This is a genomic window from Leclercia pneumoniae (assembly GCF_017348915.1).
Classification (GTDB): domain Bacteria; phylum Pseudomonadota; class Gammaproteobacteria; order Enterobacterales; family Enterobacteriaceae; genus Enterobacter; species Enterobacter pneumoniae.
Map to the genome: position 1 here is coordinate 355,204 of NZ_CP071383.1, position 25,707 is coordinate 380,910.

Sequence of the window (25,707 nt, forward strand, 5' to 3'; positions counted from 1 at the left end):
TTATCAGTGCCCTGCTCGAACCTGTAAGAAATTACGGGACCACAAGCGTCTTATGGCGCCAATGGTATCTGCTGGTGAATCCAGTGGATTAACACACGAAATTCAACGGGATCTCTGATCCTTTTGTTTAATTTTTCGCGTGGATTCGGGCTATGCAACACATTGTCAAAGTAGTATTTACAACCCTTCTCTTGATTTGCAGCACCCTTGCGTATGCACAGCGTTTAACCGTTCCCGCATACATGGAGGACGCTGTGTCCTGTACAACACAACCTATAAGCCAGTCCCTTATTCAGAGCGTTCAGGCTGAATGCATTCAGAAGGGCAAAAGTCGTGAACTGAGCGACAGCAGAACTACGGGTTTTAAGGCGCTGGTCAGTAAACGAGGCAAGGTCATGTTTGCCGCCCGTTTCAGTTGTGGCGGGAGTAACGTATATCGCCGTCTGGGTGATTATCCGGCACTTACCATCACGCAGGCGCGGTCAGCAGCACAAAAACTAATTGCAGATATGCGGGCAGAGTACCAGCTACGTGGTGCTAACCTGTTCGTTTCGCATAATTTGCTGTTCAGTGGTCTGCTGGATCGCTTCGAACATGATGTTCTGGACGCTGGTGGAAAGCGTTCTGCCGATACCGATCGTTCAAAAATCCGTAACTATCTGCTTCCCCTTCTTGGGCATTTTAAGATTCATGATATCGATGAGGGCGTTATCGGGCGTTATCTCAATGGCCTGAGCAATCTGAAACCAGCCACACGTAATCGTCATCTGGCTCTGCTGAAAGCCATTTTTGGTTATGGTCGCAGAATGAAGCTGGTGACGACGTTACCCACTGAGTTTATCCGGATGCTGCCGGAAACCACGTCCCGTCGCAGGGCGATGAGCCATGAGGAATTTCAGCGCTGGTTTAAGGCCTGCGAGCAAAAACACCACAAGGAACCCGATAGTGCAGCGGTCATGCTGCTGATGTTTCTGGGCTTAACCGGGCTTCGACTGGGGGAAACTCGTCACCTTCGTCTGGAGGATGTGGAATGGTCACGTAAGGTCATTACGCTCAGACAGACCAAGAACGGCAGGCAGCGTCATGTTCCGGTGTGTGATAAAGCCTTTGTGCTGCTGACCGAAGCGCGTCAGTTCCTGGGGGATAGCGGTTGGGTTTTCCCTGGACAAAACACGGATAATCCGGTTGCAGAACCCCGTCGCCTACAAAAAACACTTTGTGAAACAGCGGGTATCCCGTCCTATACCATCCATGAGTTGCGCCATTCTTTTGCGACAATCCTTGTCGAAAGTGGCGCGGATATCCACATGGTCAAGGAGCTGCTGGGCCACAGTACGATTAAAGTCACTGAGATCTATGTTCATTCCAGTCCGGAGCGATATCACGCTGTCGTCAATCAGGCAATGGGCGTTGTTAATTCGTAAACAGAACCATCGCAGCAGGCTGATGCGTTCTGGCTTACGCCTGCTGTTCATATTGTATTTAAGGAAACAGTCATGAGTGGCGATAAATTAACCAAACTGGCAGATGGTATTGAGACTGATATCGATCTGTCACTTAGTCAGTTCCTTGCGAAAAAGTCGCTGAATGAGGCGCGTGCGGTAGAAATCCTGGACAAAGCAATAGAAATTGAACTGGATGAAGATGAGCCGTCACAGAGCGGAAGTACTGCTGGACTTCCTGCGGGCTACTATAACGGTAGCTCGGGTAGCTTTTTCGCCAGAGGGAAAAAGGTTGTACATATCAGTTCTACACCCATCATCCCCTGCGCCAGATGCTGCTCTAAAAACAAACAGCACAACATGAGTGTTGACCTGATGACCATTAATTACATCGGGGAAAATGTCGTGGCGTCAGTATCGCTGGATGAGCTTGCAAGAAACCCGGAACAGGTCATTGCCGCTCTGGCGTCCAGAGGCTTTGGTGTAACGACATCTGTCCATGCCCGGGCTTACTTTGAGAAATTCATTCATGCGTGCATGAAGATGGCGCTGCCAATGTATCTGGTGGCAGAGTCTATGGGTATGGTCGAAGGAGAAGCTGCCTTTTTGCATGGTGATATGCCGGTTGCCAGGGGGATCTCCGGTTTTGATTACCTTGTTACTCATAAATCGGTTTTTTCAGGCATTCGCATGTCAGGGTCGTTAGCAGAATGGAAAACGCTTATTGAAGAGAATGTTTACGGATGGCCCCAGTTGTTTGCGCTCAGCAGCTCGTTTGCATCAATGCTACTTGGGATGGCCGGGATGGATGTGGCGTTGTTTCATTTTTATGGTGGTTCGACAACGGGGAAAACGGTAGTTCTTCAGGTGGGAATGTCTGTACATGCCCATGGCGGTGAGCCCGGTAGTCATCCGGACGTCGCTATTCTGCGATGGAATACAACAGATAATGCACTGGAAATCAACCTCAGTGAGTTTTCTGGGTTAGTTGCCTGTATTGATGAAATGGGCGCTTACAATGATCGAAAATTCTCATCATTGTTGTATAACATGACCTCGGGTCGCTCAAAAAATCGCCTGGATAAGTCGCTCACAGGAAGAAAACCCGTATTGTGGAAGACGTTCATTCTGTCCTCCGGCGAAATGTCTATACCGGAAAAGCTGGCTTCCCGCAATGAACAGCTTCAGGGAGGGCAGGAACATCGGGCTATCAGCCTGAATATTCTGCCGGAAGACGCTGCAAAAGAAGGTGAACCCGTCGGAGAGGTACGTCGCCGCGCTGATATCCTCAAAGCTGAACTGGCGGAACAGTATGGTACGGCGGGGAAAGCCTTCATTGCCTGCTTTTTGTCGCAGCAGAATGATGATGGTAGCTTGATGTCATACAGTGAATTATCCGAACAGATAAAGGAGACGACGGAAGAATGTTGCAAGATGCTCGCGGAGGATCTGCAGTCAGACGGATATGTTCTTTCCGATATTCAGCACCGGGCGTTAAAACGCTTTGCTATTTGCCTTGTTGCTGGCGGTATGGCTGCGGAGTGGGGCATCCTGCCATTTGAACCGCAAATGATTAACGATTCGGTGATGAGCGCGGTTCGCCGCTGGCTGGATGATGGACTGAACCAGTACAACCCGGTTAAAGAAGCATTAAGCGCCATTCAACTGGAACTTATCAAACGACAGGCCGCGCATTTTGTACCGCTACAGGATAAAGAGGCCTATATACCCAGCAATCACTGGGGGTATACACATCCTAAAACTCAGGATTTGATGATTTTTGCGCCTGTATTTGACGACTGGTGCAGGCGACATAACCGTAAATCCGCAGAGGTAGCTAAGCTCCTTTCTGCCAAAAATTATCTTGAGCCGGAAAGTAAAGGGCATTACAAAAAACGTGTTCAGAACAGTGATGTTGAAGGCGTTTTCTACCAGATAAAACGATCGTTTCTCCACTGTAATATTTCAGCCGAGTTCTGATGGTATGCAAAAAAAGCAGGGGCATTTGCCTCTGCTTCTCTGTTATCGCAAGGACGGTAGCTGAGCTGTTATCCTTTCCGCCAGTAGCTGGCTGGTGTTCTGTAAGCGCTGAGGATGAAGATGCGCATACCGTTGTGATGACTGACTGCTGCGATGCCCCAGCTGAGACTGAACGTCATACAGTGTTCCACCGTAGGAAACGATCAGTGCGGCAACCGAATGGCGACAGGTATGAATACACACCTTTTTGTCAAAAATGCCCGCCCGACGAACGATCCGTTGAAAGGCTTTAACCGGATTATTCAGCGGCATTCCCTGCTTTTTGCCGATAAACAACCATGGATTTCCCCGCTGCGTTGGCAGTGTTCTGATAACGTCCAGTGCCAGTGAGTTAAGATGAACAATCCGCCCATAGCCATTCTTGGTTTGGGGTAGCCATAAGGTGCGTTTTACCGGGTCAAGGTGTTCCCACTTTGCCAGACGTAGTTCATCGCGCCGAAGCCCGGTGAGCAGCAACAGTTTGACATAGCGGGCAGCGACGGGGCTGATATCTTTATCGGCGGAGAGGAAAATACGACGAATTTCGTCCTCGGTGAAATAGCGTTGCCGGGTGTTGTTTTCCCTGAGAAGCTGTACCACCCTTGCCGGATGAACAGAGGTAAGGCTTTGTCTCCCGGCCCAGGTAAACACCGCTTTAATGAGTACGATGACACGGTTACAGGTGGCTGCTGACAGTGACATACTTAGCGTTTGCTGAAGCCGAAGAACGGCGCTGGGTGTGATATCGCTCAGCAGCATCTGACCAATGGCGGGGCGGATATGATCCCGGTAGCGCTGAACATCCTTGCCCCAACTACGTTTCGCGGATTTTGCCCAAACCAGATAATGCTGGTTAAAGAGTTCATCAAATGTCATCTCTTGTCTCTTGTTTTCACGTTCCTGCTTAGGGTCAGTCCCGGTGGCAAGCGAGCGTTTATGCTCTATGGCAATCTTGCGTGCTAAGGTGACATCGACCTCAGGCCAGTGGCCAATGGCGATGGCGCGTTTTCGTCCATGATAGAGGTAGCGGAGCAAGAATTTTTTACGTCCTTCACCTTTGCTGACCAGACACTTCAGACCCGAAATCTCGGTATCGCTGTATTCGGCATCGGTACTGCGTGAGTCTGATGAGTTTGGGGGAAGGGATTTAATGAGCTGACTGGTAAAACGGAAACGTTTCGGACTGGACATATTAGCTCCTGTGACTGGTGTAAAGAACGTCAGGGTTGACCCATCCCCGGCACGGCGCTGTTAATGGCTGAGTTGATTTTCTGGTGTGGCAAAGGGAATACAGGTGCCACATGAGATGAATGAAGACGAGAAATGCAGAAAGAGCAGGTTTTACGGTCTGATTCTGGTCTTAAGGGGAAAGATTGCCGTTAGGGAAGAGTTCACAGAAATAATATGTGTTTCAGCCGGGTACAATTACATGCCATAAGGACCAGTAGCATTGCCTATTCGTTGTACTTAGTGTTTTCAGGATAGAATACATGAACATGACACCATGATAGTCATGGCAACATTTGGTACTATTTCCTTACTTTTATAATGGGAAAGGATTTTTTAAATGGTCTTGGGACTAGCGATAGCGGTAGGTATTCTTGTTGTTTTATTCGTGATTATGATTACGATGCATATTTTATTGAAGAAAAAACATACAATCGATCTTTTACGTTATAGCAAGATTGTTGATCTTGAAGAAGAAGCACGAAAAATGAAAAAGGCTATGGATGATGAAGAAAAGTCCAGCCGCAATGCTATTGATAAAGAAGTGAAAGACAAGCGTACTGAAATAGATAGTGAAGTGAATGAAAAACGCCAGGCGATAGATAAAGAGGTTAAAGATAAATATGCAGATATACAGAGGCGTGAAAAAATAGCGAGAGAGCTCATTGTGTCTCAGGAGCAAGAGCTAACCGACTTAAAAAAATCGTATAATGAGAAACGCCAGCTCCTGTTGGATCTCTCTGCAAAATTAGCAGAAGTTAGTGATTCTGTTGATATGATTGATTATGGTATGTATAAACCGCGTTTCGACTATCATGATTCCAAAGCTTTCCAGGAAGCCATTAGTTACAATAAAGAAAGGCAGAAAAGTCTAATTCGACAAGATGCTGCTTGTGACTTTAATACCAGCTGGGAGGTGAATGGTAGTAAGTCGGAAGGTAAAAAAATGATCAAGCGTTATGTGAAATTGCTAGTCAGAGCATTCAATAGCGAGTGTGACGCCGCAATAGGAAAAATCAAGGCAGGAAATGTTGAACAACTAAAAAAACGTATTGAAAGCGCTTTTGATGCACTCAATAAATTTGGACAATCAATGAATATAAGTATCACTTATGATTATCTGAATTTGCGGCTGGAAGAATTACTGCTTTGCCACGAAAAAGAACTTAAAATTCAGGATGAGAAAGATATTCTTAGAGAAGAACGTGAGTTGCAACGAGAGGAAGAGAAAGCACAGCGTGAATATGAGAAAGCTATTCGCGATGAGCAAAAGGCAGAGAAAGACTTCCAGAAGGCAATGGAAAGAGCAAGAAAAGAGCTTGAAAAGGCAAATGCTGAAGAAAAATCCCGTATCGAAGCCAAAATTGCTGATCTCGAACTTCAGGTTGAAGAGGCAAGGGCCTTGTCTGAACGCGCTAAATCTCAGGCTCAGTTAACCCGAAGCGGCCATGTCTATGTAATTTCTAATATTGGAGCGTTTGGAGAGAATGTCTATAAAATTGGTTTAACAAGACGACTTGAACCTGAAGAGCGTGTTAATGAACTGGGTTCTGCATCAGTGCCATTTAAATTTGATATCCATGCTTTGATTTACTCTGATGATGCTCCAGCACTTGAAACTAGCTTGCATAATGAATTTTCTTCGCACCGAATAAATATGGTTAACAATCGAAAGGAATTCTTTAAGATTAAACTATCAGATATTGAGAGTAAGGTTAAATCACTTGGTTTTGATGCGTCATTTACAGAGTATGCACTTGCTCCTGAATATCGTAGTACGCTCTCTATTTTGAATGAAAAAGACAAAGCAAAATCAATTGCAGATACAGTAGAGGATAAGGTTGGAGAATTGTTCCCGGAAATGGCTTAAAGGATTTTTAAATTCATATTAAAGGCTAGGCAAACCCGTTTCGGCGAGTTTGTCTAGGTAATTTAGTTTATGCGGTTATATATAGCATTTATATAATAACTCTGATTAAATCTGATGATTTCAAGTCTCATCGAGCCAGCAGCTGCATCGCGCTCACGTTATTTCTTCTTTTGAATATAAGCATCCAGTTTAACCAAACCATTCGCTTATATAGAATATCCAGAGAACGGTTCAAGTATGAGCTAAGGTCAATGTCGGCTCATCGCTCAGAGTGGACACTCAAATTTAGCAGTCCAATATGTTTAACTCAATTATCCTTCTACTGGTAAATCAGCCTACTATGACGTGGAAAGCGGGGGATTTTGCTGATGCGAAGAATCATAAGGGGAAAAACAGGAATATTACAGGTGGAGTAGATGGTGGAAACACCCGACTGACAAGGGGAGTTGATGACGCTGAGCTTTTCCCCCTTACCTGAAGAGGAGTCTCCCCGGTCTTCCCCCGGGGGGAGGGACAGGTAATTTGTTGTTAAATAAAGTAAATCATGGAATCCCCCATTTCCCCCGTATTCTCTGCTTCATTATGAATAATCTTAGAGAAAGGAACCGTAGAGGACCGTAGAAAGACCGTAGCAGTGGGGTAAGGAAGAGGCACATCAGAGGGTGTTGAGGTGTCTAAAAGTAACGAACATCTGCGAAAATGGCGAGAAATCCAGCAAACAAATAACGTGTTGCAACGACCAGAAATCTACCGTAGCCAGAAAAGGAAAAAGCCCCGCTTTGCAGCGAGGCCTTATGAATATTGGTGCCCGGACTCGGAATCGAACCAAGGACACGGGGATTTTCAATCCCCTGCTCTACCGACTGAGCTATCCGGGCAACGGGGCGCATTAAACCGCAATCGCGTAACGCCGTCAACCCTATTTCGGGAAAAGCTGTTCAACTGCTTAAGATTACGGCAATCTGGCGGTTTGCGCGTCGCATTTGCACAAATCTTCCAGACAGGCGCGCAAGGCCAGGCAATGCTGGCGGTGAAAGAGGGGGAAGTATGGCGAAAGACTGGCTTGAGCTACGTCAGCATGCAGAAACGGGTATCGAAACGATTAAGGCGCACTTTGAAGGGCACGCCTTCGATCCGCACTGGCACGACAGTTATCTGGTGGGGATTACTCTCTCCGGCACGCAGCAGTTTCACTGCCGTCGCGAGCGTTATCATAGCCGTCCGGGCGATGCGTTTCTGCTGGAGCCGGGGGAGATCCACGACGGCGATGCGCCCGTAGAAGGCGGCTTTACCTACCTGACCTTTTATCTGGATGAACGATGGCTGACTAACACCCTGCAGGGGTTGTATGAATCTACGCCTGGCAGCTATTCGCTGCACTTTCCGCAGACGCTGACGCGCGAGCCACATCTGGCGCTCGCCATCGGTGAAACGTTCTCGAGCCTGCATAACGATGAGATGAAAATCGTGCAGCAGAGCAGCATGGATACCCTGCTGGCGCAAATCACCGCCCACTGCCACTGGCGTAAAAAAGTCCCTTCCCAGATACAAAGTGCCGCTATCGCTCACCGGGCGAGAGATTATCTCTTCGCGCATATGGGCGAAAATATCGGTTTAACCGATCTGGCACGTGAAACAGGCACTGACCGTTTTACTTTGACGCGCAGCTTTAAACGCGAGTTCCACCTGGCCCCACACGCCTGGCTTATCCAGCTGCGTCTGGCGAAAGCGCGTCAGCGTCTGGCACAGGGCGAGCAGCCGGTTGATGTAGCCGCGGCGCTGGGCTTTTCCGATCAAAGTCATCTGGGACGCTGGTTCCAGCGAGCCTATCGCATCACGCCTGCCCACTACCGGCGTTTGTGCACAAACCTTCCAGATCTTTCTAAAAAATAGCGGCACAGTCAGAGCTCTATAATAAGGAGCCACCTGTGAATTTAATGCCATTTCTGCTATTTGCTTTCGTCGCCTCGATTACCCCCGGGCCGACCAATATTCTAGTGTTTACACATAGCCAGCAACATGGCGTTAAATCCACGCTTCCTGCGCTGGTGAGCGCCTGCGCTGCGGCCAGCGCGATTGTCCTGATCTCCGGTGCCGGAGCCGGGGAGATCCTGCGCCAGTCTCCGCTGATACGACAGCTGATGAGCTGGGCCGGGGTGCTCTGGCTAAGCTGGATGAGCTGGCAGTTGTTTCGCGCGCCGGCGACTGATATTTCCGGACGCTCGCCTGTGCGGTTTACCCCGCGAGCGGCTGCGCTGCTGCAGGTGGTGAATCCCAAAACCTGGATGATGGCGCTGGCGGTGGTCACGCTTTTTGCCCCGGCCGGGCGGAATGGGTTGCACGATGTGGCGCTCATGGCCTTCTGGTTTTTACTGATTTCTATCGCCTGCCTGATGTGCTGGGCATGGCTGGGAAAGGCGGTGACCCGTCTCTTTCGCACCACCGTTGCGATGGTGCGCTTTCAGCAGCTGATGGCATTGTGCCTGTTTATTTCAGCCTGGGCGGGAATACTGGCTTAAGTGAGCGCCCCGCCTTTGCGGCACTGAGCAAAGTGCAGGATATCCTCTGCCAGGCGTTGTGCGGTATCGACATCGGCCTGGCTACGGTTGACCATCATACGGCTCAGGCACCCCTCCAGCACCAAATCCATCTGCTTTGCGACCATCGCCGGATCGTCCACTTCCAGGGTGGTAAGCAGCTCATGAGTAAAATCATGGGAAGCGCGCTTTTGCTGATCGGCCAACTGATGGATAGGGTGGTCTGGATCCGGGAAGAAGGTACAGGCGGCAATAAACAGACAGCCGGGATAGCGGTGATTACGCACGCACTCAGCGAGCGCGTTATAGCGCGCCAGCAATTTTTGCTCGGCGCTGAGCTCGTCGTTGAGCCGCAATTGCGTGCGCCAGGTATCGACCTGCTGGCTAAGATAGCGCAGCGCATCGTATAGCAACGCCTCTTTATCAGGCCAGAAGCGCATCAGCTCATCCAGCGGATAATCCACCCGTTCGGCGACCATCTCCAGCGTCGTGCTGGCTATTCCCTGGATCTCAAGTAATTGCAGGGTTTCTCCCAAAACATCTTCGCGTTGCATGATTATCTCCTCTGCATACCGTCGAACGTCCCGTCTACAGTGTCGTTTACGGTTGTCGATCGCGCAAATGTGCGCTGAAAGCCGTGGCATCCATAAATCCGGTCACTCTCTGGGCCGCCTGCTCCTCGCCCTCTCCGTTAAAGAACAGAATCGTCGGCAGGCCAAGCACGTTTAATCTCTTCAGCAGGGCCTTATCTTCTGCGTTATTGGCCGTCACGTTTGCCTGAAGCAGAACCGTCTCTTTTAGCGCATGTTGCACCTGCGGATCGCTAAAGGTGTATTTTTCGAACTCTTTGCAAGCCACGCACCAGTCTGCATAGAGATCGAGCATGACCGGTTTGCCGTTGGCCTGTGCCAGCGCGCGTTGCAGCTCATCTACATTGCGTACTGGCGTGAAGTTAAGGTGGGCCTGAGATTGCGTCACGTTGACGCCAAATGCCCAATCCTGCAGAGGACGTACGCTTACCAGCGCGGCGGCCAGAAGGAGGATTTGCACTACGCGCATCCATGCTTGTTTTGCTGACAAACTGGTAATAAAGGCCCACAAGAAGAAGGCGACGCCGAGCATCGACCAGAGACGTAATCCCCAGGCGTCGCCGACAACGCGCTCCAGCAGGAAAACCGGCAGCGCCAGGATCACAAACCCGAACGCGGTTTTCACCTGCGTCATCCAGGGACCGTTTTTAGGTAATAGTCGGTTGCCGAACAGGGTCACCAGGATCAGCGGCAATCCCATACCCAGCGCGTAGAGATAGAGCGTGCCGCCACCGAGCCACAAATTACCGCTCTGGGCGATATAGAGCAGAATCGCGCTCAGCGGGGCGGTCGTGCAGGGGGAGCAGATGAGCCCGGCGATAGCGCCCATGGCAAAAACGCCTCCCGCAGAGCCGCCCTGCTGGCGATTGCTCATTAACGTTAAGCGGGTTTGTAGCGATGAAGGCAATTGCAGGCTGAAGAGACCAAACATCGACAGCGCCAGCAAAGTAAAGAGCACCGAGAGGCCGATCAGAACGTACGGATGCTGAAGCGCAGCCTGGAACTGCAATCCCGCTGCAGCCACGACCAGACCAAGGGCGGTATACGTCAGGGCCATCCCCTGCACGTAGATAAATGCCAGCAGTAATGCCCGGCCCGTGGAGAGACGCGTTTTACCGCCAAGGACAATGCCCGAAATAAGCGGGTACATCGGCAATACGCAGGGCGTAAAGGCGATGCCAATGCCGATCAGCAGCGCCCACAGCGCGGAGAAGGGCAGCTCGCTTTTCGGCGCGGGGTCAGGCCCATTTGTGGCAGGTGCGGAAGGCGCAGAAGGCGCTAAGGCGGCAGCTTGCACCTCACTCAGCGGCACCACTTTGGTTTCGGGTGGATAACACAAACCGGCATCGGCACAGCCCTGGTAGGTGACGGTGAGGGTCGCCCCTTTCCCGGCCTGGTTAATGGTCACCGGTACGGTGAGCTGTTGCCGGTAGATCTCACTTTTACCGTAAAATTCATCTTCATGCCACTCCCCTGCGGGCAGCGTTGGCGCACCGATAGTGGCCTGAGCAGGGGTGATGCTGATCTGTTTGCGATAGAGGTAAAACCCCGGCTTCACACTCCAGTTCAGGTTCAGTTCATGTTGGTTTTGCTGAAAATCAAAAACGAACGCCTGGTCGGCAGGAACGAAGTTTGAACGGCCGGGTGCATCAAACAACCCGGCAAAAACTGAGGTGCTGCACAGCAGCAGGATCAGCGTAAGGAAGCGTTGAGCCATGATAGATAATCGTTATCACCGTGGGAGACTGGCAACACCAGTAACTCCGGGGTCTGGTAAGGGTGGTGAGACTTAAGACAATCGAGGAGCGCCTGCTGGAGTGAGACTCGGGATTTCAGCAGCATCTGCACTTCGTACTCATGCTCCAGCTTGCCCTCCCAGTAATAGAGCGAGGTGGCGCCAGGCAGAATAGTCACGCAGGCGGCAAGCTTTTCAGCCAGGACTTTAGCGGCCAGATCCTGGGCAGTGGCTTCATCGGGTGCGGTGCAGAGAACAACAACAGCGTCAGACATGTTCACAGGTCGACCTCGTTATCGCGAAAAAAACCACTATAGCATGCCGGGCAGTGAAGAATTGATGAATCGGGCCGCTAAGCGGCCCGACTTTAATGATTTTTACAGCGAAAAGCCTTTTACAACAGCATGCCGCCGAAGATGAAACCGAGGATGACGCAGAGGGAAATCGCCACCACACCCGGGATGAGGAAGGCATGGTTAAATACATATTTACCGATACGTGTAGAGCCTGTGTCATCCATCTCTACCGCCGCCAGCAGGGTGGGATAGGTCGGGAGGACGAACAGCGCAGACACGGCGGCGAAAGAGGCGATAGCGGTCAGCGGAGTAACGCCCAGCATCAGCGCCGCGGGCATCAGGGCTTTGGTGGTTGCCGCCTGGGAGTAAAGCAGGGTGGCGGCGAAGAACAGAACGACCGCCAGCAGCCATGGATAGCTATGTAACAGATCGCCCGCTACGGTCTGGATATCACTGATGTGGGCTTTGACAAAGGTGTCACCCAGCCAGGCCACGCCCAGTACGCATACGCAGGCGCTCATCCCTGATTTGAAGGTGCTGGCATTGAGCACTTCGCTGGTATCGATTTTACAGGTAATGCTGATAAGCGTGGCGATGGTCAGCATAAAGACCACAATCGCTTCGTTACGTGGCAGTACCGGATTCTCAATCAGACCTACGGTATCGCTGATGGCAGTAGCGTAGAACATCACCGCCACGATCCCGATCAGGAACAGCAGTACGGAACGTTTTGCGTGCGGCTTCAGTTCGAAAACCTGGCTCCCGCGCAGTTTGACTTCCCCCTTCGCCAGGCGCTCCTGGTAAACCGGATCGTCTTTCAGTTCGGCGCCGAGGAAGTTACAGAGGACGGCGGTGATCATCACGGCGATCAGCGTCACCGGAATACAGATCGCCAGCAGGGTGAGATAGCTGACGCCCATTGGTTCAAGGATACCCGCGAAGAAGACCACCGCAGCGGAGATGGGTGATGCGGTGATCGCAATCTGAGACGCCACCACAGCAATGGAGAGCGGGCGAGACGGACGAATCCCTTGCTCTTTTGCCACTTCGGTAATAACGGGCAGGGTGGAAAAAGCGGTATGGCCCGTGCCGGCGAGAATGGTCATAAACCAGGTGACCAGCGGTGCCAGGAAGGTAATGTATTTTGGATGGCGGCGCAGCATACGCTCGGCGAGGCTTACCAGGTAGTCCATCCCACCGGCCACCTGCATGGCAGCAATGGCGGCGATAACGGCCATGATGATTTCAATGACGTCAAAGGGAATTGCGCCGGGTTTGATTTGAAAAATGAGGGTAAGAACAAGGACGCCGAGCCCACCGGCGAAACCGATACCGATCCCTCCAAGCCTTGCGCCAAGGTATATCGCCAACAGCACGATGACGAGTTCTGCTCCAAACATAGGTGCCTTCCTTGTTTATTAACAAGTTGATATTGAATTGTTGTGGTTTGGTAAACCCCAAAAAGAAAAAAGGCACGTCAATTGACGTGCCTTCATGAATTTTAACCTGAACTGTTATTGTTCACTTTCATCAGTATATCTTTTCGCTTTGTAGGCCGGGTGCATTAAGTTTTGCGCCGAGAAGATATCATCCAGTTCGGCTTCTGTCAGCAAGCCACGCTCAAGTACGACCTCTCGCACGCTCTTACCTGTTTCAGCACAAATCTTACCGACGATATCGCCGTTATGGTGGCCAATGAACGGGTTGAGGTAGGTCACGATGCCGATGGAGTTATAGACGTAGCTTTCACATACCGCTTTGTTGGCGGTAATGCCGTTAATGCATTTTTCCAGCAGGTTATAACAGGCGTTGGTCAGAATATGAATGGACTCAAACATCGCCTGGCCGATGACCGGCTCCATTACGTTCAGCTGCAACTGACCTGCTTCAGAGGCCATGGTAACGGTGATGTCATTACCGATCACTTTGAAGCAGACCTGGTTAACCACCTCTGGCACCACCGGGTTCACTTTAGCCGGCATGATAGAGGAGCCAGCCTGCAACTCTGGCAGGTTGATCTCATTCAGGCCAGCACGCGGGCCGGAAGAGAGCAGGCGCAGGTCATTACAAATTTTAGACAGCTTAACGGCCAGACGCTTCAGGGCGCTATGCACCATGACGTAGGCGCCGCAGTCGGAGGTAGCTTCAATCAGATCTTCTGCCGGGCTGACCGCAAGGTTGGAGACTTCTGCCAGCTTCTGTACCGCCAGCTGCTGGTAGCCATCCGGCGTATTCAGGCGTGTACCGATAGCGGTGGCGCCCAGGTTCACTTCCAGCAGCAGCTCGGAAGTGCGCATCAGGTTTTTGGTCTCTTCGTTCAGCAGCACGTTAAATGCGTGGAATTCCTGGCCGAGGGTCATTGGCACCGCGTCTTGCAGCTGGGTGCGACCCATTTTCAGAATGTCCTGGAACTCGACCGCTTTGTTCTGGAAACCTTCGCCCAGTTGATTAATGGCATCCACCAGTTTCACCACAGAGGCGTAGACCGCAATACGGAAGCCGGTAGGGTAGGCATCGTTGGTGGACTGGCATTTGTTAACGTGGTCGTTCGGATTCAGGTACTGGTACTCACCTTTCTGGTGACCCATCAGCTCCAGGCCGATGTTGGCCAGTACCTCGTTAGTATTCATATTAACGGAAGTGCCCGCGCCGCCCTGGTAGACGTCCACCGGGAATTGGTCCATGCACTTGCCGTTGTTCAGCACCTCATCGCAGGCGGCGATGATCGCGTTTGCAACGCTTTTAGGAATGGTTTGCAGCTCTTTATTTGCCAGCGCTGCCGCTTTCTTCACCATTACCATGCCGCGTACAAACTCAGGGATATCACTGATTTTGCTGTTGCTGATGTAGAAGTTTTCAATCGCTCTCAGAGTATGAATACCGTAATAGGCATCCGCTGGAACTTCCCTGGTACCCAACAAATCTTCTTCGATACGAATGTTGTTTAACATGTGAACCTTCTTTTCAAGCTGCCGATTGATTGCACTAAACACACAGTATATCTGTGGTTATGTCTATTTACTGACCGACGATTATCCCAATGAGCGACCAGATATCCGAGATCATATGCTGATGATAGCGAAATGCCGTAATCTGGATCACTTATTATCGACCCTGTTGCATGATAATTATCAATTTGTGAAATGAGTCACCGCTTTAATGTTTCCAAAAAAAATATCCGTGCAAACCGATTGAATTTTGGCTAACCGCCCTCATTTCGAACAGACGCGAATCGCGAAAATGTTCAGACAGGGGCCACAGGGCCTCTGCCACACAGGAGAAGCCAGTGCGCTGGATACCGTTAGTTGCTATTTTTCTTTATGTTTATATTGAGATTTCGATTTTTATTCAGGTCGCCCACGTCTTTGGCGTCCTGCTGACCCTGATTCTCGTCATCTTTACGTCGGTGATTGGGATGTCTCTGGTACGGAACCAGGGTTTCAAAAATTTCCTGTTAATGCAGCAAAAGATGGCCGCAGGCGAGAGTCCGGCGGCAGAAATGATCAAAAGCGTCTCGCTGATTATTGCGGGCCTGCTGCTGTTACTGCCCGGATTTTTCACCGATTTCCTGGGGCTGCTACTGTTGCTGCCGCCGGTGCAAAAACATCTGACCATGAAGCTGATGCCGCACCTGCGCTTTAATCGTATGCCGGGTGGTGGCTTTAGCGCGGGGACGGGCGGGGGCGAAACCTTTGACGGTGAGTATCATCGCAAGGACGATGAGCGCGATCGTCTTGACCATAAAGACGACCGCTAAGAAAAGCGCCCGGCATTGCCGGGCGCTTTTTTATGCTGTGCGGCCGCGCGCGGGTAAAAAGCACCACAGCCCCGCCAGCATGACAATGGCATACAAACTCTTCCAGCCCACCATCGCCAGCAACAACAGACAGAGCACGCCGCCCACAACCGCCAACGCCTTATAACGTCCTTTCAGCAGCCGCGCGCCTGCCAGCATACAGAGCAGGTAGATCATAATGAAGATACCGTTGGCATAGACGATAAGGGCATCCAGATTAATGTTAAGCCAGTAGATGCCCAGCGTACTCAGCACACAGCAGCCCAGTACGGCATTAAGGGCATTCAGCGGTAGATGACGCTGAGAAAGTCTTGCCAGCGGGCTGGTGGGTTTGTAGAGCGCCTGCGACCAGACCAGACGCGCAAAACTCTGAATGTAGATATTTAGACTGGCAAAGCAGGCCAGATAGCCAATCACGCAGGCGACCCACAACGCTTTTGTGCCAAACAACTGCACCACAATACCGGGCAGCGACGCCGCCGCCGCTTTATCTTCCCCAAAGGCGTTGAAGTGCAACACCAGCACCGTACAGGCCCAGTAGACCGTGCCGGCCAACAGCAGGCCGATCATCAGTGCGCGCGGGAAATCTCGCTCGGGCTGTTTAAACTCTGACGCCAGGTGCGCAAAGGCTTCCAGCCCGACAAAACACCAGAACATCACCGACAATGCGGCAAACAGCGGGGGCAATTCCACTTCGCCGATGGATGGGAAGGGGATTTCGTGCAGCTGGATATTGCCCGCCCACCAGATAGCGACAATCAACGCCACAATAAGCAGCGCAATCAACGTTTGTAAGTTAGCGCTGGAGCTGGCACCCCGTGAACCCACCCACCAGACAATCGCCAGCGTCCCCAGCTCGGCAAACAGCAACTGCTCATCGTGCCAGCCAAAGAGCGCCTGACCGAAACCAGCGGCAATGTGCAACGCAGCGGGCAGACCTACCGGAATCACGGATAAGAATAGCCACCCCGTTACCCGTTCAAGACGAGGGCCAAACGCCATGCCGACAAAATGCGCTACGCCGCCGGCGCTGGGAAAGTGACGACCCAGAATCGCAAAGACAATCGCCACCGGGAACACCAGCACGATTAAGAGCGGCCACGCCCACAGGCTATTATCGCCTGCAACCAGCGCCGTAAGAGCGGGTACGGCAAAGACGCCTGTTCCTAATAAAGAGGTCGAGAGCAAGCCGACGCCTTGCGCCAGGCCCAACTCCTGTTTGAGTCCACTCATCTACTTCGTCCTGCCACCATCAAAAGAGAGGCGATGGTAACACTTTCGCAAATTTTTTTTCGACTCCCCCTTGAAGGGGGAAAAACCTATCCCCATCTCTCAGGGCACTAGCCGGAAAACCGGATACGGGCCGGCGTCATCCATAACTGATAAAGACTTTCTCAAAGGAGAGCTATCAATGAGTATTCGTCCGTTACATGATCGTGTGATCGTCAAACGTAAAGAAGTTGAAACCAAGTCTGCAGGCGGCATCGTTCTGACCGGTTCTGCAGCAGCAAAATCAACGCGTGGCGAAATCATCGCTGTCGGTAAGGGCCGCATCCTGGAAAACGGAACTGTGCAGCCACTGGACGTTAAAGTTGGTGACATCGTCATTTTCAACGATGGCTACGGCGTGAAATCCGAGAAGATCGACAATGAAGAAGTGTTGATCATGTCCGAAAGCGACATTCTGGCAATTGTTGAAGCGTAATTTACGCACGAAACTGTACGAATTTGAGGAAATAAGAACATGGCAGCTAAAGACGTAAAATTCGGTAACGACGCTCGTGTTAAAATGCTCCGCGGCGTGAACGTACTGGCAGATGCAGTTAAAGTCACTCTGGGCCCGAAAGGTCGTAACGTAGTGCTGGATAAATCCTTCGGCGCGCCAACCATCACTAAAGATGGTGTTTCTGTTGCACGTGAAATCGAGCTGGAAGACAAGTTCGAAAACATGGGCGCGCAGATGGTGAAAGAAGTTGCCTCTAAAGCGAACGACGCTGCAGGCGACGGTACCACCACCGCGACCGTACTGGCGCAGGCTATCATCACTGAAGGTCTGAAAGCCGTAGCTGCGGGTATGAACCCAATGGATCTGAAACGTGGTATCGATAAAGCTGTCGCTTCCGCTGTTGAAGAACTGAAAGCGCTCTCCGTACCGTGCTCTGACTCTAAAGCGATTGCTCAGGTTGGTACCATCTCCGCTAACTCCGACGAAACCGTAGGTAAACTGATCGCAGAAGCGATGGACAAAGTCGGTAAAGAAGGCGTTATCACCGTTGAAGACGGTACCGGTCTGGAAGACGAACTGGACGTGGTTGAAGGTATGCAGTTCGACCGCGGTTACCTGTCCCCATACTTCATCAACAAGCCAGAAACTGGCGCTGTTGAACTGGAAAGCCCGTTCATTCTGCTGGCTGACAAGAAAATCTCCAACATCCGCGAAATGCTGCCAGTGCTGGAAGCCGTTGCGAAAGCAGGCAAGCCGCTGCTTATCATTGCTGAAGACGTTGAAGGCGAAGCGCTGGCGACCCTGGTGGTTAACACCATGCGTGGCATCGTGAAAGTGGCTGCGGTTAAAGCACCTGGCTTCGGCGATCGCCGTAAAGCGATGCTGCAGGATATCGCTACCCTGACCGGCGGTACCGTTATCTCTGAAGAGATCGGTATGGAGCTGGAAAAAGCGACCCTGGAAGATCTGGGTCAGGCTAAACGTGTTGTGATCAACAAAGACACCACCACCATCATTGATGGCGTGGGTGAAGAAGCTGCGATTCAGGGCCGTGTTGGTCAGATCCGTAAGCAGATCGAAGAAGCGACTTCTGATTACGACCGTGAAAAACTGCAGGAGCGCGTAGCGAAACTGGCAGGCGGCGTTGCAGTAATCAAAGTGGGTGCTGCGACCGAAGTTGAAATGAAAGAGAAAAAAGCACGTGTTGATGATGCTCTGCATGCAACCCGCGCTGCAGTAGAAGAAGGCGTTGTTGCTGGTGGTGGTGTAGCGCTGGTGCGCGTTGCCGCTAAACTGGCTAACCTGACTGCTCAGAACGAAGATCAGAACGTGGGTATCAAAGTTGCGCTGCGCGCAATGGAAGCACCTCTGCGTCAGATCGTGTCTAACGCCGGTGAAGAACCGTCTGTTGTGACTAACAACGTGAAAGCGGGCGAAGGTAACTACGGTTACAACGCAGCTACTGAAGAATACGGCAACATGATCGACTTCGGTATTCTGGACCCAACCAAAGTGACCCGTTCTGCGCTGCAGTACGCGGCCTCTGTTGCTGGCCTGATGATCACCACCGAGTGCATGGTGACTGACCTGCCGAAAAGCGACGCGCCTGACTTAGGTGCTGCTGGCGGTATGGGCGGCATGGGTGGTATGGGCGGCATGATGTAATTGCCCTGCACCTCGCAGAAATGAAGAAACCCCCAGTCAGAAATGGCTGGGGGTTTTTCTTTTGGTCATCTTTTTAGTATAAGGTTTACACAGGGCAACGGTTGTCCATCTTATTAAAATCGAGGAATAACATGCGCGTAAAAGTCTGTGCAGGGATCGTAGGGGCAGCGTTGCTGCTGGCGGGTTGCAGTTCCGGTAATGAGTTATCTGCGGGTGGGCAGAATGTCCGCTTCGTAGAAGATAAACCCGGGAGTGAATGTCAGCTGTTGGGCACGGCCAATGGCAAACAGAGCAACTGGCTTTCTGGGCAGCACGGGGAAGAGGGCGGCTCAATGCGTGGTGCGGCGAATGCGCTGCGTAACCAGGCAGCTGCAATGGGCGGTAACGTGATTTATGGCGTGAGCAGCCCGACGCAGGGGATGTTATCAAGCTTTGTCCCGACGGCCAGTGAGATGAACGGCCAGGTGTATAAGTGCCCGAACTGATATTATCGGAGCAAAAGCATTAATATCTTGTCTGGACGCTCTGGTTCGCCCTCTCATAAATGAGAGGGAAACCTGAGCAAACGGAGGGAAAGATTACCGTTTTCTACATCCTTGTAGACGCTCAAATTCTTATGCGTTGAGCATCGCCGCCTTCACTTCCACACAGAAATCATGCAGAGGCTGCATGCACTCCTCCATGGTAAGAAGCTGGTTTGGTTCTGACGGAATGATTTTGGCAAAAGTCTGGCATATCGGATGCTGTTCCTGAAGGGCTTTCACGCCAGGCGACATCACCGCAACCCGGTGAAGAATACTCTGCAATTGCTCCGTATTAGGTTCGGCCTCTGTCTTAAGGATGGTACCCGCCAATATTTTTTTGCACTCTTCATGTTCAAAGCAAAACAGAACGGCAATATAGTGCGTGAACAAATCTAGCTTCCATTTCTCATGTTCAACTTTTCGGAAGTTAAGATTAGTCATATCTGACAGATCAACAAAATACAGCATGACAAAATCAAGCAATGAAGTAACCAGTTGTATGGTTTGCTTGTCATTTGTTGTATTGAGCGATTGTTGAATAGCGAAGACGATAAACTCAATTTGAGTATCATCTATTTCAATACACTCGATTTGTTCATTTTGCAACATAGCGACGAGCTCGAATTTTTCATCTTTCTGCTTCGGCGCCATAGACATAATGACTTTAGAAATGTCCGGGTTATTGACTTCCATGACATCAATATTGGGGACGTTAGCCATCAAACTGTCTCTTTCAGCGATAAGCTTTTCTTTATAACTTTCCCCACGCTCAGCGAGGCGCTGCGATACTTTTGCTATACGAAAGCGTAGGATCAAAAGTAAATCGATCAACTGATTCAACTGGAAAAAGAAAGTATGTTCAACATTATCGATATCTCTGATTTTGAACGCCATGAGGGCAAAGCGTTCATTGCTTTTAATCGATCCTGTATTAATCCCTTTGAATCGCCACGGGTTTAACAGACACCTCAGAGTCATTTAAGATGACTTAAAGAGAGGTGCCCATGAGCGGTAAGCGTTATCCCGAAGAGTTTAAAATTGAAGCGGTAAAACAGGTTGTTGATCGCGGCCATTCTGTTTCCAGCGTGGCAACACGTCTCGGTATCACCACCCACAGTCTTTATGCCTGGATAAAGGCATATGGCCCGGATTCCTCAACCAATAAAGTCCAGTCAGACGCTCAGGCTGAGATCCGACGCCTCCAGAAAGAGCTGAAGCGGGTTACCGACGAACGGGACATATTAAAAAAAGCCGCGGCGTACTTCGCAAAGCTGTCCGACTGAGGTACGCCTTTATCCGTGACAACACCTATTGCTGGCCTGTCCGACTGCTTTGTCGGGTGCTGGATGTGCATCCGAGTGGTTTTTACGCCTGGCTTCAGCAGCCGGATTCACGGCGGCATCATGCTGACCTGAGGCTGACGGGGCTGATAAAGCAGTTCTGGCTGGAGTCGGGTTGCGTTTATGGTTATCGCAAGATCCACCTCGACCTGCGGGATACCGGACAACAGTGCGGAGTTAACCGTGTCTGGCGACTGATGAAGCGTGCCGGGATAAGGGCTCAGGTCGGGTACCGTAGCCCACGGGCACGTAAGGGTGAAACCAGCATCGTGACGCCCAACAGGCTCCAGCGGCAGTTCAACCCGGAAGCACCGGATGAGCGTTGGGTAACGGACATCACCTACATCCGGACTCACGAAGGCTGGCTGTATCTGGCTGTGGTTGTTGACCTGTTCTCGCGCAAAGTTATTGGCTGGTCAATGCAGCCCCGGATGACAAAGGATATTGTCCTGAATGCACTTCTGATGGCCGTGTGGCGACGTAATCCTCAAAAGCAGGTGCTGGTTCATTCTGATCAAGGCAGTCAGTACACAAGCTATGAGTGGCAGTCGTTCCTGAAATCACACGGGCTGGAGGGCAGTATGAGCCGTCGCGGTAACTGTCATGACAACGCAGTCGCAGAAAGTTTTTTCCAGCTACTGAAACGTGAACGGATAAAGAAAAAGATCTACGGAACGCGAGAAGAAGCTCGCGGTGATATTTTTGATTACATCGAAATGTTTTATAACAGTAAGCGTCGGCATGGTTCGAGTGATCATATGCCACCAACTGAATACGAAAAACAATATTATCAGCGGCTCGGAAGTGTCTAGATTATCTGTGGCGATTCAGTTATGGACAATAACGCAGCGCCTTCAGGCTCTTCGGGCGTGATTTTGAAATTACCGAAATGGGTTATAGTACTTTTTGTTATTTTGATAGTCGCTGAGCTAATTTCCCTCATTATCAAACATTTTAAAATGTTATTTTAAGCTTATGGATATTTTAAGTTTAGAATTAGAGGGATTTGGAGTCTTGTCCGGATAGAAAGGGATACCCGGACAACTATGATTTTAATGTTGCTTAAGGCCTAGATCGAGTGTCGTCTTACTAGGCTCTCCGCCTATTTCTCGCGTCAATTTGGGTACCAGATACCCAGAGATACTGGCCATCAACTCGCGCATTATCGCCCGCGCTTCACTATCACTCACCATAAAATGAGCCCCTCCCTGAACCTTGTCCAAAACATGGAGATAGTAAGGGATGATTCCGGCATCAAACAGTTTGTTGCTTAGGGCCGCTAGCGTAAACGCGTTATCATTGACACCACGCAACAAGACGCTCTGGTTGAGCAGTGTCACACCCGCTTTTCTTAGCCGTGCCATTGCTTGACTGAATTCTTCATCAATCTCATTGCCGTGGTTTATATGGTTCACGAGCAAGATCTGTAACGATGAGGCTGTAAAGCGGGCAACTAGCGGTTCTGTAATACGTGCCGGGATAACAATCGGCAAACGGCTATGAATCCGCAGCCGCTTAATATGTGGAATGCTCTCAAGCTGCGTCATCAGCCAATCCAGCTCATGGTCTTTCGCCATAAGCGGATCGCCGCCGGAGAAAATAATCTCATCCAGCTCCGGATGCTGGGTAATGTAATCCAGTGCACCTTGCCAGTTGCGCTTGTTGCCCTGATTATCAGCGTAAGGGAAGTGGCGACGGAAACAGTAGCGACAATTTACCGCGCAACCTCCTTTTACAAGCAGCAAAGCCCGATTGCGGTATTTGTGCAGCAAACCCGGCACGACGCTGTTCTGCTCGTCGAGGGGATCGGTGCTATATCCCGGGGTAGAAATAAACTCTTCTTGAGAAGTAAGTACCTGTCTTAAAAGAGGATCGTTAGGATTGCCTTTCTCCATTCGCGCAACAAACGCGCGGGGGACACGCAGCGCAAAGAGGCGTCTTGCCTCTCTACCTGCAAGCAATGTTTCATCGGCGTCCAAATCTAAAAGACGAAGCAGTTCATCAGGACTGGTGATTACATCGGCAAGTTGCGATAACCAATCTTCTCTGGATGGGGTATTTAGGGTTACAATATGCGCCATTTTGTGGCTTAGCTACCAATTAACAATTTCAGAGGGCCTTATGGCGACTTACTATAGCAACGATTTTCGTGCCGGTCTCAAAATCATGATGGACGGCGAACCGTACGCGGTTGAAGCCAGTGAATTCGTTAAACCCGGCAAAGGTCAGGCATTCGCACGTGTTAAACTGCGCCGCCTGCTGACGGGTACCCGTGTTGAGAAAACCTTCAAATCCACCGACTCTGCAGAAGGCGCAGATGTTGTCGATATGAACCTGACTTACCTGTACAACGATGGTGAGTTCTGGCACTTCATGAACAACGAAACCTTCGAGCAGCTGTCCGCTGATGCAAAAGCTATCGGTGATAACGGCAAATGGCTGCTGGATCAGGCTGAGTGCATCGTGACCCTGTGGAATGGCCAGCCAATCGCTGTCACTCCGCCGAACTTCGTTGAACTGGAAATTATCGAAACCGATCCAGGCCTGAAAGGTGATACCGCAGGTACAGGTGGCAAACCCGCTACGCTGTCTACTGGCGCAGTGGTTAAGGTTCCGCTGTTCGTACAGATCGGTGAAGTTATTAAAGTGGATACCCGCTCTGGCGAGTACGTATCCCGCGTCAAGTAATGCACTCTTGATCGAAGGCGCAGCGTTTGCTGCGCCTGATTTTTTTGAGGTTCAGGGAAGATGAAACGTAAAATCGCTCTCGTCTTGATGATGACTATCGCAGGCACTTTGCTGTGCGGATGCAATACCGCGCGCGGTGTTGGTGAGGATATTCAGGGCCTGGGCCACATCATTTCTCGCGCTGCCAGTTAATCTCTTCTCATTTATTCCTAAAAATTTTCCCTTTTCCGTCGAATGGCGCGATTTTGGCTATGCTTAAGTGGCTATACAAAAATAACTTTGGCTTAAAAAGGAAGAAATTATGGTTAAGAAAACAATTGCAGCGATCTTTTCTGTTCTGGTGCTTTCATCAGTTTTAACCGCCTGTAATACCACCCGTGGGGTTGGTGAGGATATTTCTGACGGTGGCAGCGCAATCTCTGGCGCCGCAACGAAAGCACAACAGTAATGCTGAACGGTACGGGGCTTCAGGTCACCGTACCGTCCAGTTGATGTTCAGGTAGTGATAAAAACGGCGAATACCGCGTATCCATATGTAGTTTCATACGAATATTTCGTTTGTAGGTGTACACGGTTTTGCCGTTAATACTCAGCTTGCTGGCAATCTTTTGATTACTGTCCCCCTCCATCCATAGCGATAACACTCTCTCTTCCTGTTTGGTCAATAATGGCGTCGCCATATACGCAGGCTCACATACTTCGTGAGTGGTGAGCGCGTCGTTAATGGTTTCGGATAGGGTGTCCAGAGCCGTGTTTTTTTGTAATGATGCCCAAACTGGGAAGCGCTGCATAAATGCAGACATCTCTGGCGCTTCGCCCGTATGCAAAGAGATAAAAGGAACATTTTCACTGGCCGCCATCAGAGGAGAGAGCTGCTCAAGATGGTGTATATCTGACTGAAAACCGTTTAAATCAGCAATAACCAGTGCCGGTTTCCACTGCAAGATATGCTCTTTGGCAAGAAAGAGGTTATTAAGACTGGTAACTAACAGGGAGTGTGGAAACAGCCCTGAATGATTGAGCCACTCTTCTAGCCCGGTGCGGGTGAAGTGACATCGGTCAATCAAAAGTATTTTGAACATATTATTTTCGCAATCGGTAAGAGGTGGCTACGATCTGCTCTCGGCAAGCCCCCCATCATAGGGAAATCCGATGAGTGGTAAATGCCTGAACTTCGTAGCTAACAGCGCCTATTTCTTGCTTTTAAGCTCTCATTTATTCGCTGAATAAATATATTGAATTGTGAACCCATGCTCTTCACAATGAGAATGACCTACCTTTATGGGACGACCCATAAAGGCTTTCGCATCGGGGACGGCCCCATACTGTTTTCTAAGTTAAGGAGCCCCTATGTCCTGGATTATTCTTTTTATTGCCGGCTTGCTGGAAGTGGTATGGGCCATTGGCCTGAAATATACCCATGGTTTTACCCGCCTGACTCCAAGCATCATCACTGTCTCCGCCATGATTATCAGTATTGTTTTGCTCTCCTGGGCGATGCGTTCGCTACCGGTAGGGACGGCCTACGCGGTGTGGACGGGTATCGGCGCGGTGGGCGCTGCTATCACAGGGATTTTGCTTCTGGGCGAGTCAGCGAGCCTGGCACGAATTGCCAGCCTCGCGTTGATCGTTGCCGGAATCATTGGGCTAAAACTCAGCACCCATTAGTGTGGCTGTTCAATCCACATTAATTTGCTGACGTCGAAACCCTGACGGGTCGCAACATCGAGGAGCTGCTGTTTCATCTCTGCCGTGACCGTTGGCGTACGAGACAGCAGCCAAAGATAGTTGCGATCCGGTCCGCATATCAGCGCATGCTGATAGTCTCGATCCAGTCCAATGACATTATACCCACCATAGAAGGGGCCAATGAAAGAGACTTTCAGCGCCCCTCTGCTCGGCGAGCCAGTAAAATAAGCTTTCCCTTTCACCTGCTGCCACATTCCACGCTCAGCGTTATAGCCCCGGTTGATGACCTGGATACCGCCGTCGCGCATCGGGCTATAGTTTGCCGTTACTTTCTCTAATCCGCGTTCAAAACGGTGGTCGTAGCGGGCGATCTCATACCAGGTACCCAGGAAACGTTGGGCGTTAAAATTATTCACGACGGTGACGCCAGGCGGCGGGGTAGGGGTACTACAGGCAACAACCAGAAACGCAGCGGCAATAGCAGCGAAAGCAGGCAGGATGCGCATAGAGATGTCCTGAGAGGTTTTTTGTTAAGTGTAGAACCTGGCGAGAAATTTGCTCTC

General features: G+C 50.6%; 25 protein-coding genes and 1 tRNA gene. 14 read left to right on the plus strand and 12 right to left on the minus strand.

The window, feature by feature from the left end:
• Nucleotides 1-152: 152 nt before the first annotated feature.
• On the plus strand, nucleotides 153-1,424 hold the full coding sequence (locus JZ655_RS01645; protein ID WP_207292839.1) for a site-specific integrase: 1,272 nt from the start codon (nucleotides 153-155) through the stop codon (nucleotides 1,422-1,424).
• A 72-nt stretch (nucleotides 1,425-1,496) separates the two neighbouring features.
• The gene (locus tag JZ655_RS01650; protein ID WP_207292840.1) at nucleotides 1,497-3,422 is read left to right on the plus strand and encodes a DUF927 domain-containing protein; all 1,926 of its coding nucleotides are present in this window, start codon (nucleotides 1,497-1,499) and stop codon (nucleotides 3,420-3,422) included.
• A 42-nt stretch (nucleotides 3,423-3,464) separates the two neighbouring features.
• On the opposite strand, the gene JZ655_RS01655 is transcribed toward JZ655_RS01650, so the two are convergent.
• Nucleotides 3,465-4,652, minus strand: coding sequence for a tyrosine-type recombinase/integrase (locus tag JZ655_RS01655; RefSeq protein ID WP_207292841.1), 1,188 nt, complete (start codon nucleotides 4,650-4,652; stop codon nucleotides 3,465-3,467).
• A gap of 376 nt (nucleotides 4,653-5,028) precedes the next feature.
• Between JZ655_RS01655 and JZ655_RS01660 the strand changes: the two genes are divergently transcribed.
• The gene (locus JZ655_RS01660) at nucleotides 5,029-6,558 is read left to right on the plus strand and encodes an SNIPE associated domain-containing protein (RefSeq protein WP_207292842.1); all 1,530 of its coding nucleotides are present in this window, start codon (nucleotides 5,029-5,031) and stop codon (nucleotides 6,556-6,558) included.
• An 802-nt stretch (nucleotides 6,559-7,360) separates the two neighbouring features.
• Here JZ655_RS01660 and JZ655_RS01665 read toward each other — a convergent pair.
• Nucleotides 7,361-7,436, minus strand: a tRNA-Phe gene (locus tag JZ655_RS01665).
• 169 nt (nucleotides 7,437-7,605) lie between these two features.
• Here JZ655_RS01665 and JZ655_RS01670 point away from each other — a divergent pair.
• Nucleotides 7,606-8,451, plus strand: coding sequence for an AraC family transcriptional regulator (locus JZ655_RS01670; RefSeq protein WP_040077547.1), 846 nt, complete (start codon nucleotides 7,606-7,608; stop codon nucleotides 8,449-8,451).
• Between the two features lie 35 nt (nucleotides 8,452-8,486).
• A complete protein-coding gene (locus tag JZ655_RS01675) occupies nucleotides 8,487-9,077 on the plus strand; it encodes a LysE family translocator (protein WP_207292843.1) in 591 nt (196 codons plus the stop codon).
• Here the strand turns inward: JZ655_RS01675 and JZ655_RS01680 are convergent.
• The 5 genes from JZ655_RS01680 to aspA all read right to left on the minus strand — a co-directional run bounded on the left by JZ655_RS01680 (nucleotide 9,074) and on the right by aspA (nucleotide 14,667).
• Entirely contained in the window at nucleotides 9,074-9,649 is a 576-nt protein-coding gene (locus JZ655_RS01680; RefSeq protein WP_040077545.1) for a transcriptional regulator, read from the minus strand. The two genes, JZ655_RS01675 and JZ655_RS01680, sit on opposite strands and share 4 nt — an antisense overlap.
• A gap of 46 nt (nucleotides 9,650-9,695) precedes the next feature.
• On the minus strand, nucleotides 9,696-11,402 hold the full coding sequence (locus JZ655_RS01685) for a protein-disulfide reductase DsbD (RefSeq protein WP_207292844.1): 1,707 nt from the start codon (nucleotides 11,400-11,402) through the stop codon (nucleotides 9,696-9,698).
• Complete coding sequence (gene cutA, locus JZ655_RS01690; RefSeq protein WP_207292845.1) at nucleotides 11,378-11,701, minus strand: divalent cation tolerance protein CutA; 324 nt, start codon at nucleotides 11,699-11,701, stop codon at nucleotides 11,378-11,380. Before cutA ends, JZ655_RS01685 begins: the two co-directional genes overlap by 25 nt.
• 113 nt (nucleotides 11,702-11,814) lie before the next feature.
• Entirely contained in the window at nucleotides 11,815-13,116 is a 1,302-nt protein-coding gene (locus tag JZ655_RS01695) for an anaerobic C4-dicarboxylate transporter (protein ID WP_207292846.1), read from the minus strand.
• A 114-nt stretch (nucleotides 13,117-13,230) separates the two neighbouring features.
• Complete coding sequence (gene aspA, locus JZ655_RS01700; RefSeq protein WP_040077541.1) at nucleotides 13,231-14,667, minus strand: aspartate ammonia-lyase; 1,437 nt, start codon at nucleotides 14,665-14,667, stop codon at nucleotides 13,231-13,233.
• A 335-nt stretch (nucleotides 14,668-15,002) separates the two neighbouring features.
• Between aspA and JZ655_RS01705 the strand changes: the two genes are divergently transcribed.
• Entirely contained in the window at nucleotides 15,003-15,473 is a 471-nt protein-coding gene (locus JZ655_RS01705) for an FxsA family protein (RefSeq protein WP_040077540.1), read from the plus strand.
• Between the two features lie 30 nt (nucleotides 15,474-15,503).
• On the opposite strand, the gene yjeH is transcribed toward JZ655_RS01705, so the two are convergent.
• A complete protein-coding gene (gene yjeH / locus JZ655_RS01710) occupies nucleotides 15,504-16,745 on the minus strand; it encodes an L-methionine/branched-chain amino acid transporter (RefSeq protein WP_207292847.1) in 1,242 nt (413 codons plus the stop codon).
• Between the two features lie 178 nt (nucleotides 16,746-16,923).
• Here yjeH and JZ655_RS01715 point away from each other — a divergent pair, with 178 nt between their 5' ends.
• The 3 genes from JZ655_RS01715 to JZ655_RS01725 all read left to right on the plus strand — a co-directional run bounded on the left by JZ655_RS01715 (nucleotide 16,924) and on the right by JZ655_RS01725 (nucleotide 19,388).
• Complete coding sequence (locus JZ655_RS01715; protein ID WP_003855929.1) at nucleotides 16,924-17,217, plus strand: co-chaperone GroES; 294 nt, start codon at nucleotides 16,924-16,926, stop codon at nucleotides 17,215-17,217.
• Nucleotides 17,218-17,256: 39 nt separating this feature from the next.
• Nucleotides 17,257-18,903 carry a chaperonin GroEL gene (gene groL / locus JZ655_RS01720; RefSeq protein WP_040077537.1) on the plus strand — a complete coding sequence of 549 codons (1,647 nt, stop codon included), beginning with the start codon at nucleotides 17,257-17,259 and terminating at the stop codon, nucleotides 18,901-18,903.
• A 131-nt stretch (nucleotides 18,904-19,034) separates the two neighbouring features.
• Complete coding sequence (locus JZ655_RS01725) at nucleotides 19,035-19,388, plus strand: DUF4156 domain-containing protein (RefSeq protein WP_040077535.1); 354 nt, start codon at nucleotides 19,035-19,037, stop codon at nucleotides 19,386-19,388.
• A gap of 129 nt (nucleotides 19,389-19,517) precedes the next feature.
• Here the strand turns inward: JZ655_RS01725 and yjeJ are convergent, their stop codons facing one another.
• Complete coding sequence (gene yjeJ, locus JZ655_RS01730; RefSeq protein ID WP_242637293.1) at nucleotides 19,518-20,321, minus strand: YjeJ family protein; 804 nt, start codon at nucleotides 20,319-20,321, stop codon at nucleotides 19,518-19,520.
• A 110-nt stretch (nucleotides 20,322-20,431) separates the two neighbouring features.
• Here yjeJ and JZ655_RS01735 point away from each other — a divergent pair.
• Nucleotides 20,432-21,579 (plus strand): IS3 family transposase gene (locus JZ655_RS01735; RefSeq protein ID WP_160435769.1). Its coding sequence is split into 2 segments (ribosomal slippage): nucleotides 20,432-20,669 and nucleotides 20,669-21,579, totalling 1,149 coding nucleotides; the frame shifts between segments, so codons are not numbered across the junction.
• Between the two features lie 240 nt (nucleotides 21,580-21,819).
• On the opposite strand, the gene epmB is transcribed toward JZ655_RS01735, so the two are convergent.
• Nucleotides 21,820-22,848: an EF-P beta-lysylation protein EpmB gene (gene epmB / locus JZ655_RS01740; RefSeq protein ID WP_207292849.1), complete on the minus strand. Its 1,029-nt coding sequence runs from the start codon at nucleotides 22,846-22,848 to the stop codon at nucleotides 21,820-21,822.
• 40 nt (nucleotides 22,849-22,888) lie between these two features.
• Between epmB and efp the strand changes: the two genes are divergently transcribed.
• The 3 genes from efp (at nucleotide 22,889) to ecnB (ending at nucleotide 23,903) form a co-directional block, all read left to right on the plus strand.
• Nucleotides 22,889-23,455, plus strand: coding sequence for an elongation factor P (gene efp / locus JZ655_RS01745; protein ID WP_040077524.1), 567 nt, complete (start codon nucleotides 22,889-22,891; stop codon nucleotides 23,453-23,455).
• Between the two features lie 60 nt (nucleotides 23,456-23,515).
• On the plus strand, nucleotides 23,516-23,647 hold the full coding sequence (locus JZ655_RS01750) for an entericidin A/B family lipoprotein (RefSeq protein ID WP_072056347.1): 132 nt from the start codon (nucleotides 23,516-23,518) through the stop codon (nucleotides 23,645-23,647).
• A 109-nt stretch (nucleotides 23,648-23,756) separates the two neighbouring features.
• Entirely contained in the window at nucleotides 23,757-23,903 is a 147-nt protein-coding gene (gene ecnB, locus JZ655_RS01755) for a lipoprotein toxin entericidin B (RefSeq protein ID WP_039055654.1), read from the plus strand.
• Between the two features lie 19 nt (nucleotides 23,904-23,922).
• Here ecnB and JZ655_RS01760 read toward each other — a convergent pair whose 3' ends face one another.
• Nucleotides 23,923-24,537 (minus strand): helix-turn-helix transcriptional regulator, encoded by a 615-nt coding sequence (locus tag JZ655_RS01760; RefSeq protein ID WP_207292850.1) that lies wholly within the window; start codon nucleotides 24,535-24,537, stop codon nucleotides 23,923-23,925.
• Between the two features lie 268 nt (nucleotides 24,538-24,805).
• Here JZ655_RS01760 and sugE point away from each other — a divergent pair, with 268 nt between their 5' ends.
• Nucleotides 24,806-25,123, plus strand: coding sequence for a quaternary ammonium compound efflux SMR transporter SugE (sugE, locus tag JZ655_RS01765; RefSeq protein WP_040077522.1), 318 nt, complete (start codon nucleotides 24,806-24,808; stop codon nucleotides 25,121-25,123).
• Here the strand turns inward: sugE and blc are convergent.
• Nucleotides 25,120-25,650 (minus strand): outer membrane lipoprotein Blc, encoded by a 531-nt coding sequence (blc, locus tag JZ655_RS01770; RefSeq protein WP_040077521.1) that lies wholly within the window; start codon nucleotides 25,648-25,650, stop codon nucleotides 25,120-25,122. The two genes, sugE and blc, sit on opposite strands and share 4 nt — an antisense overlap.
• Nucleotides 25,651-25,707: the final 57 nt, after the last annotated feature.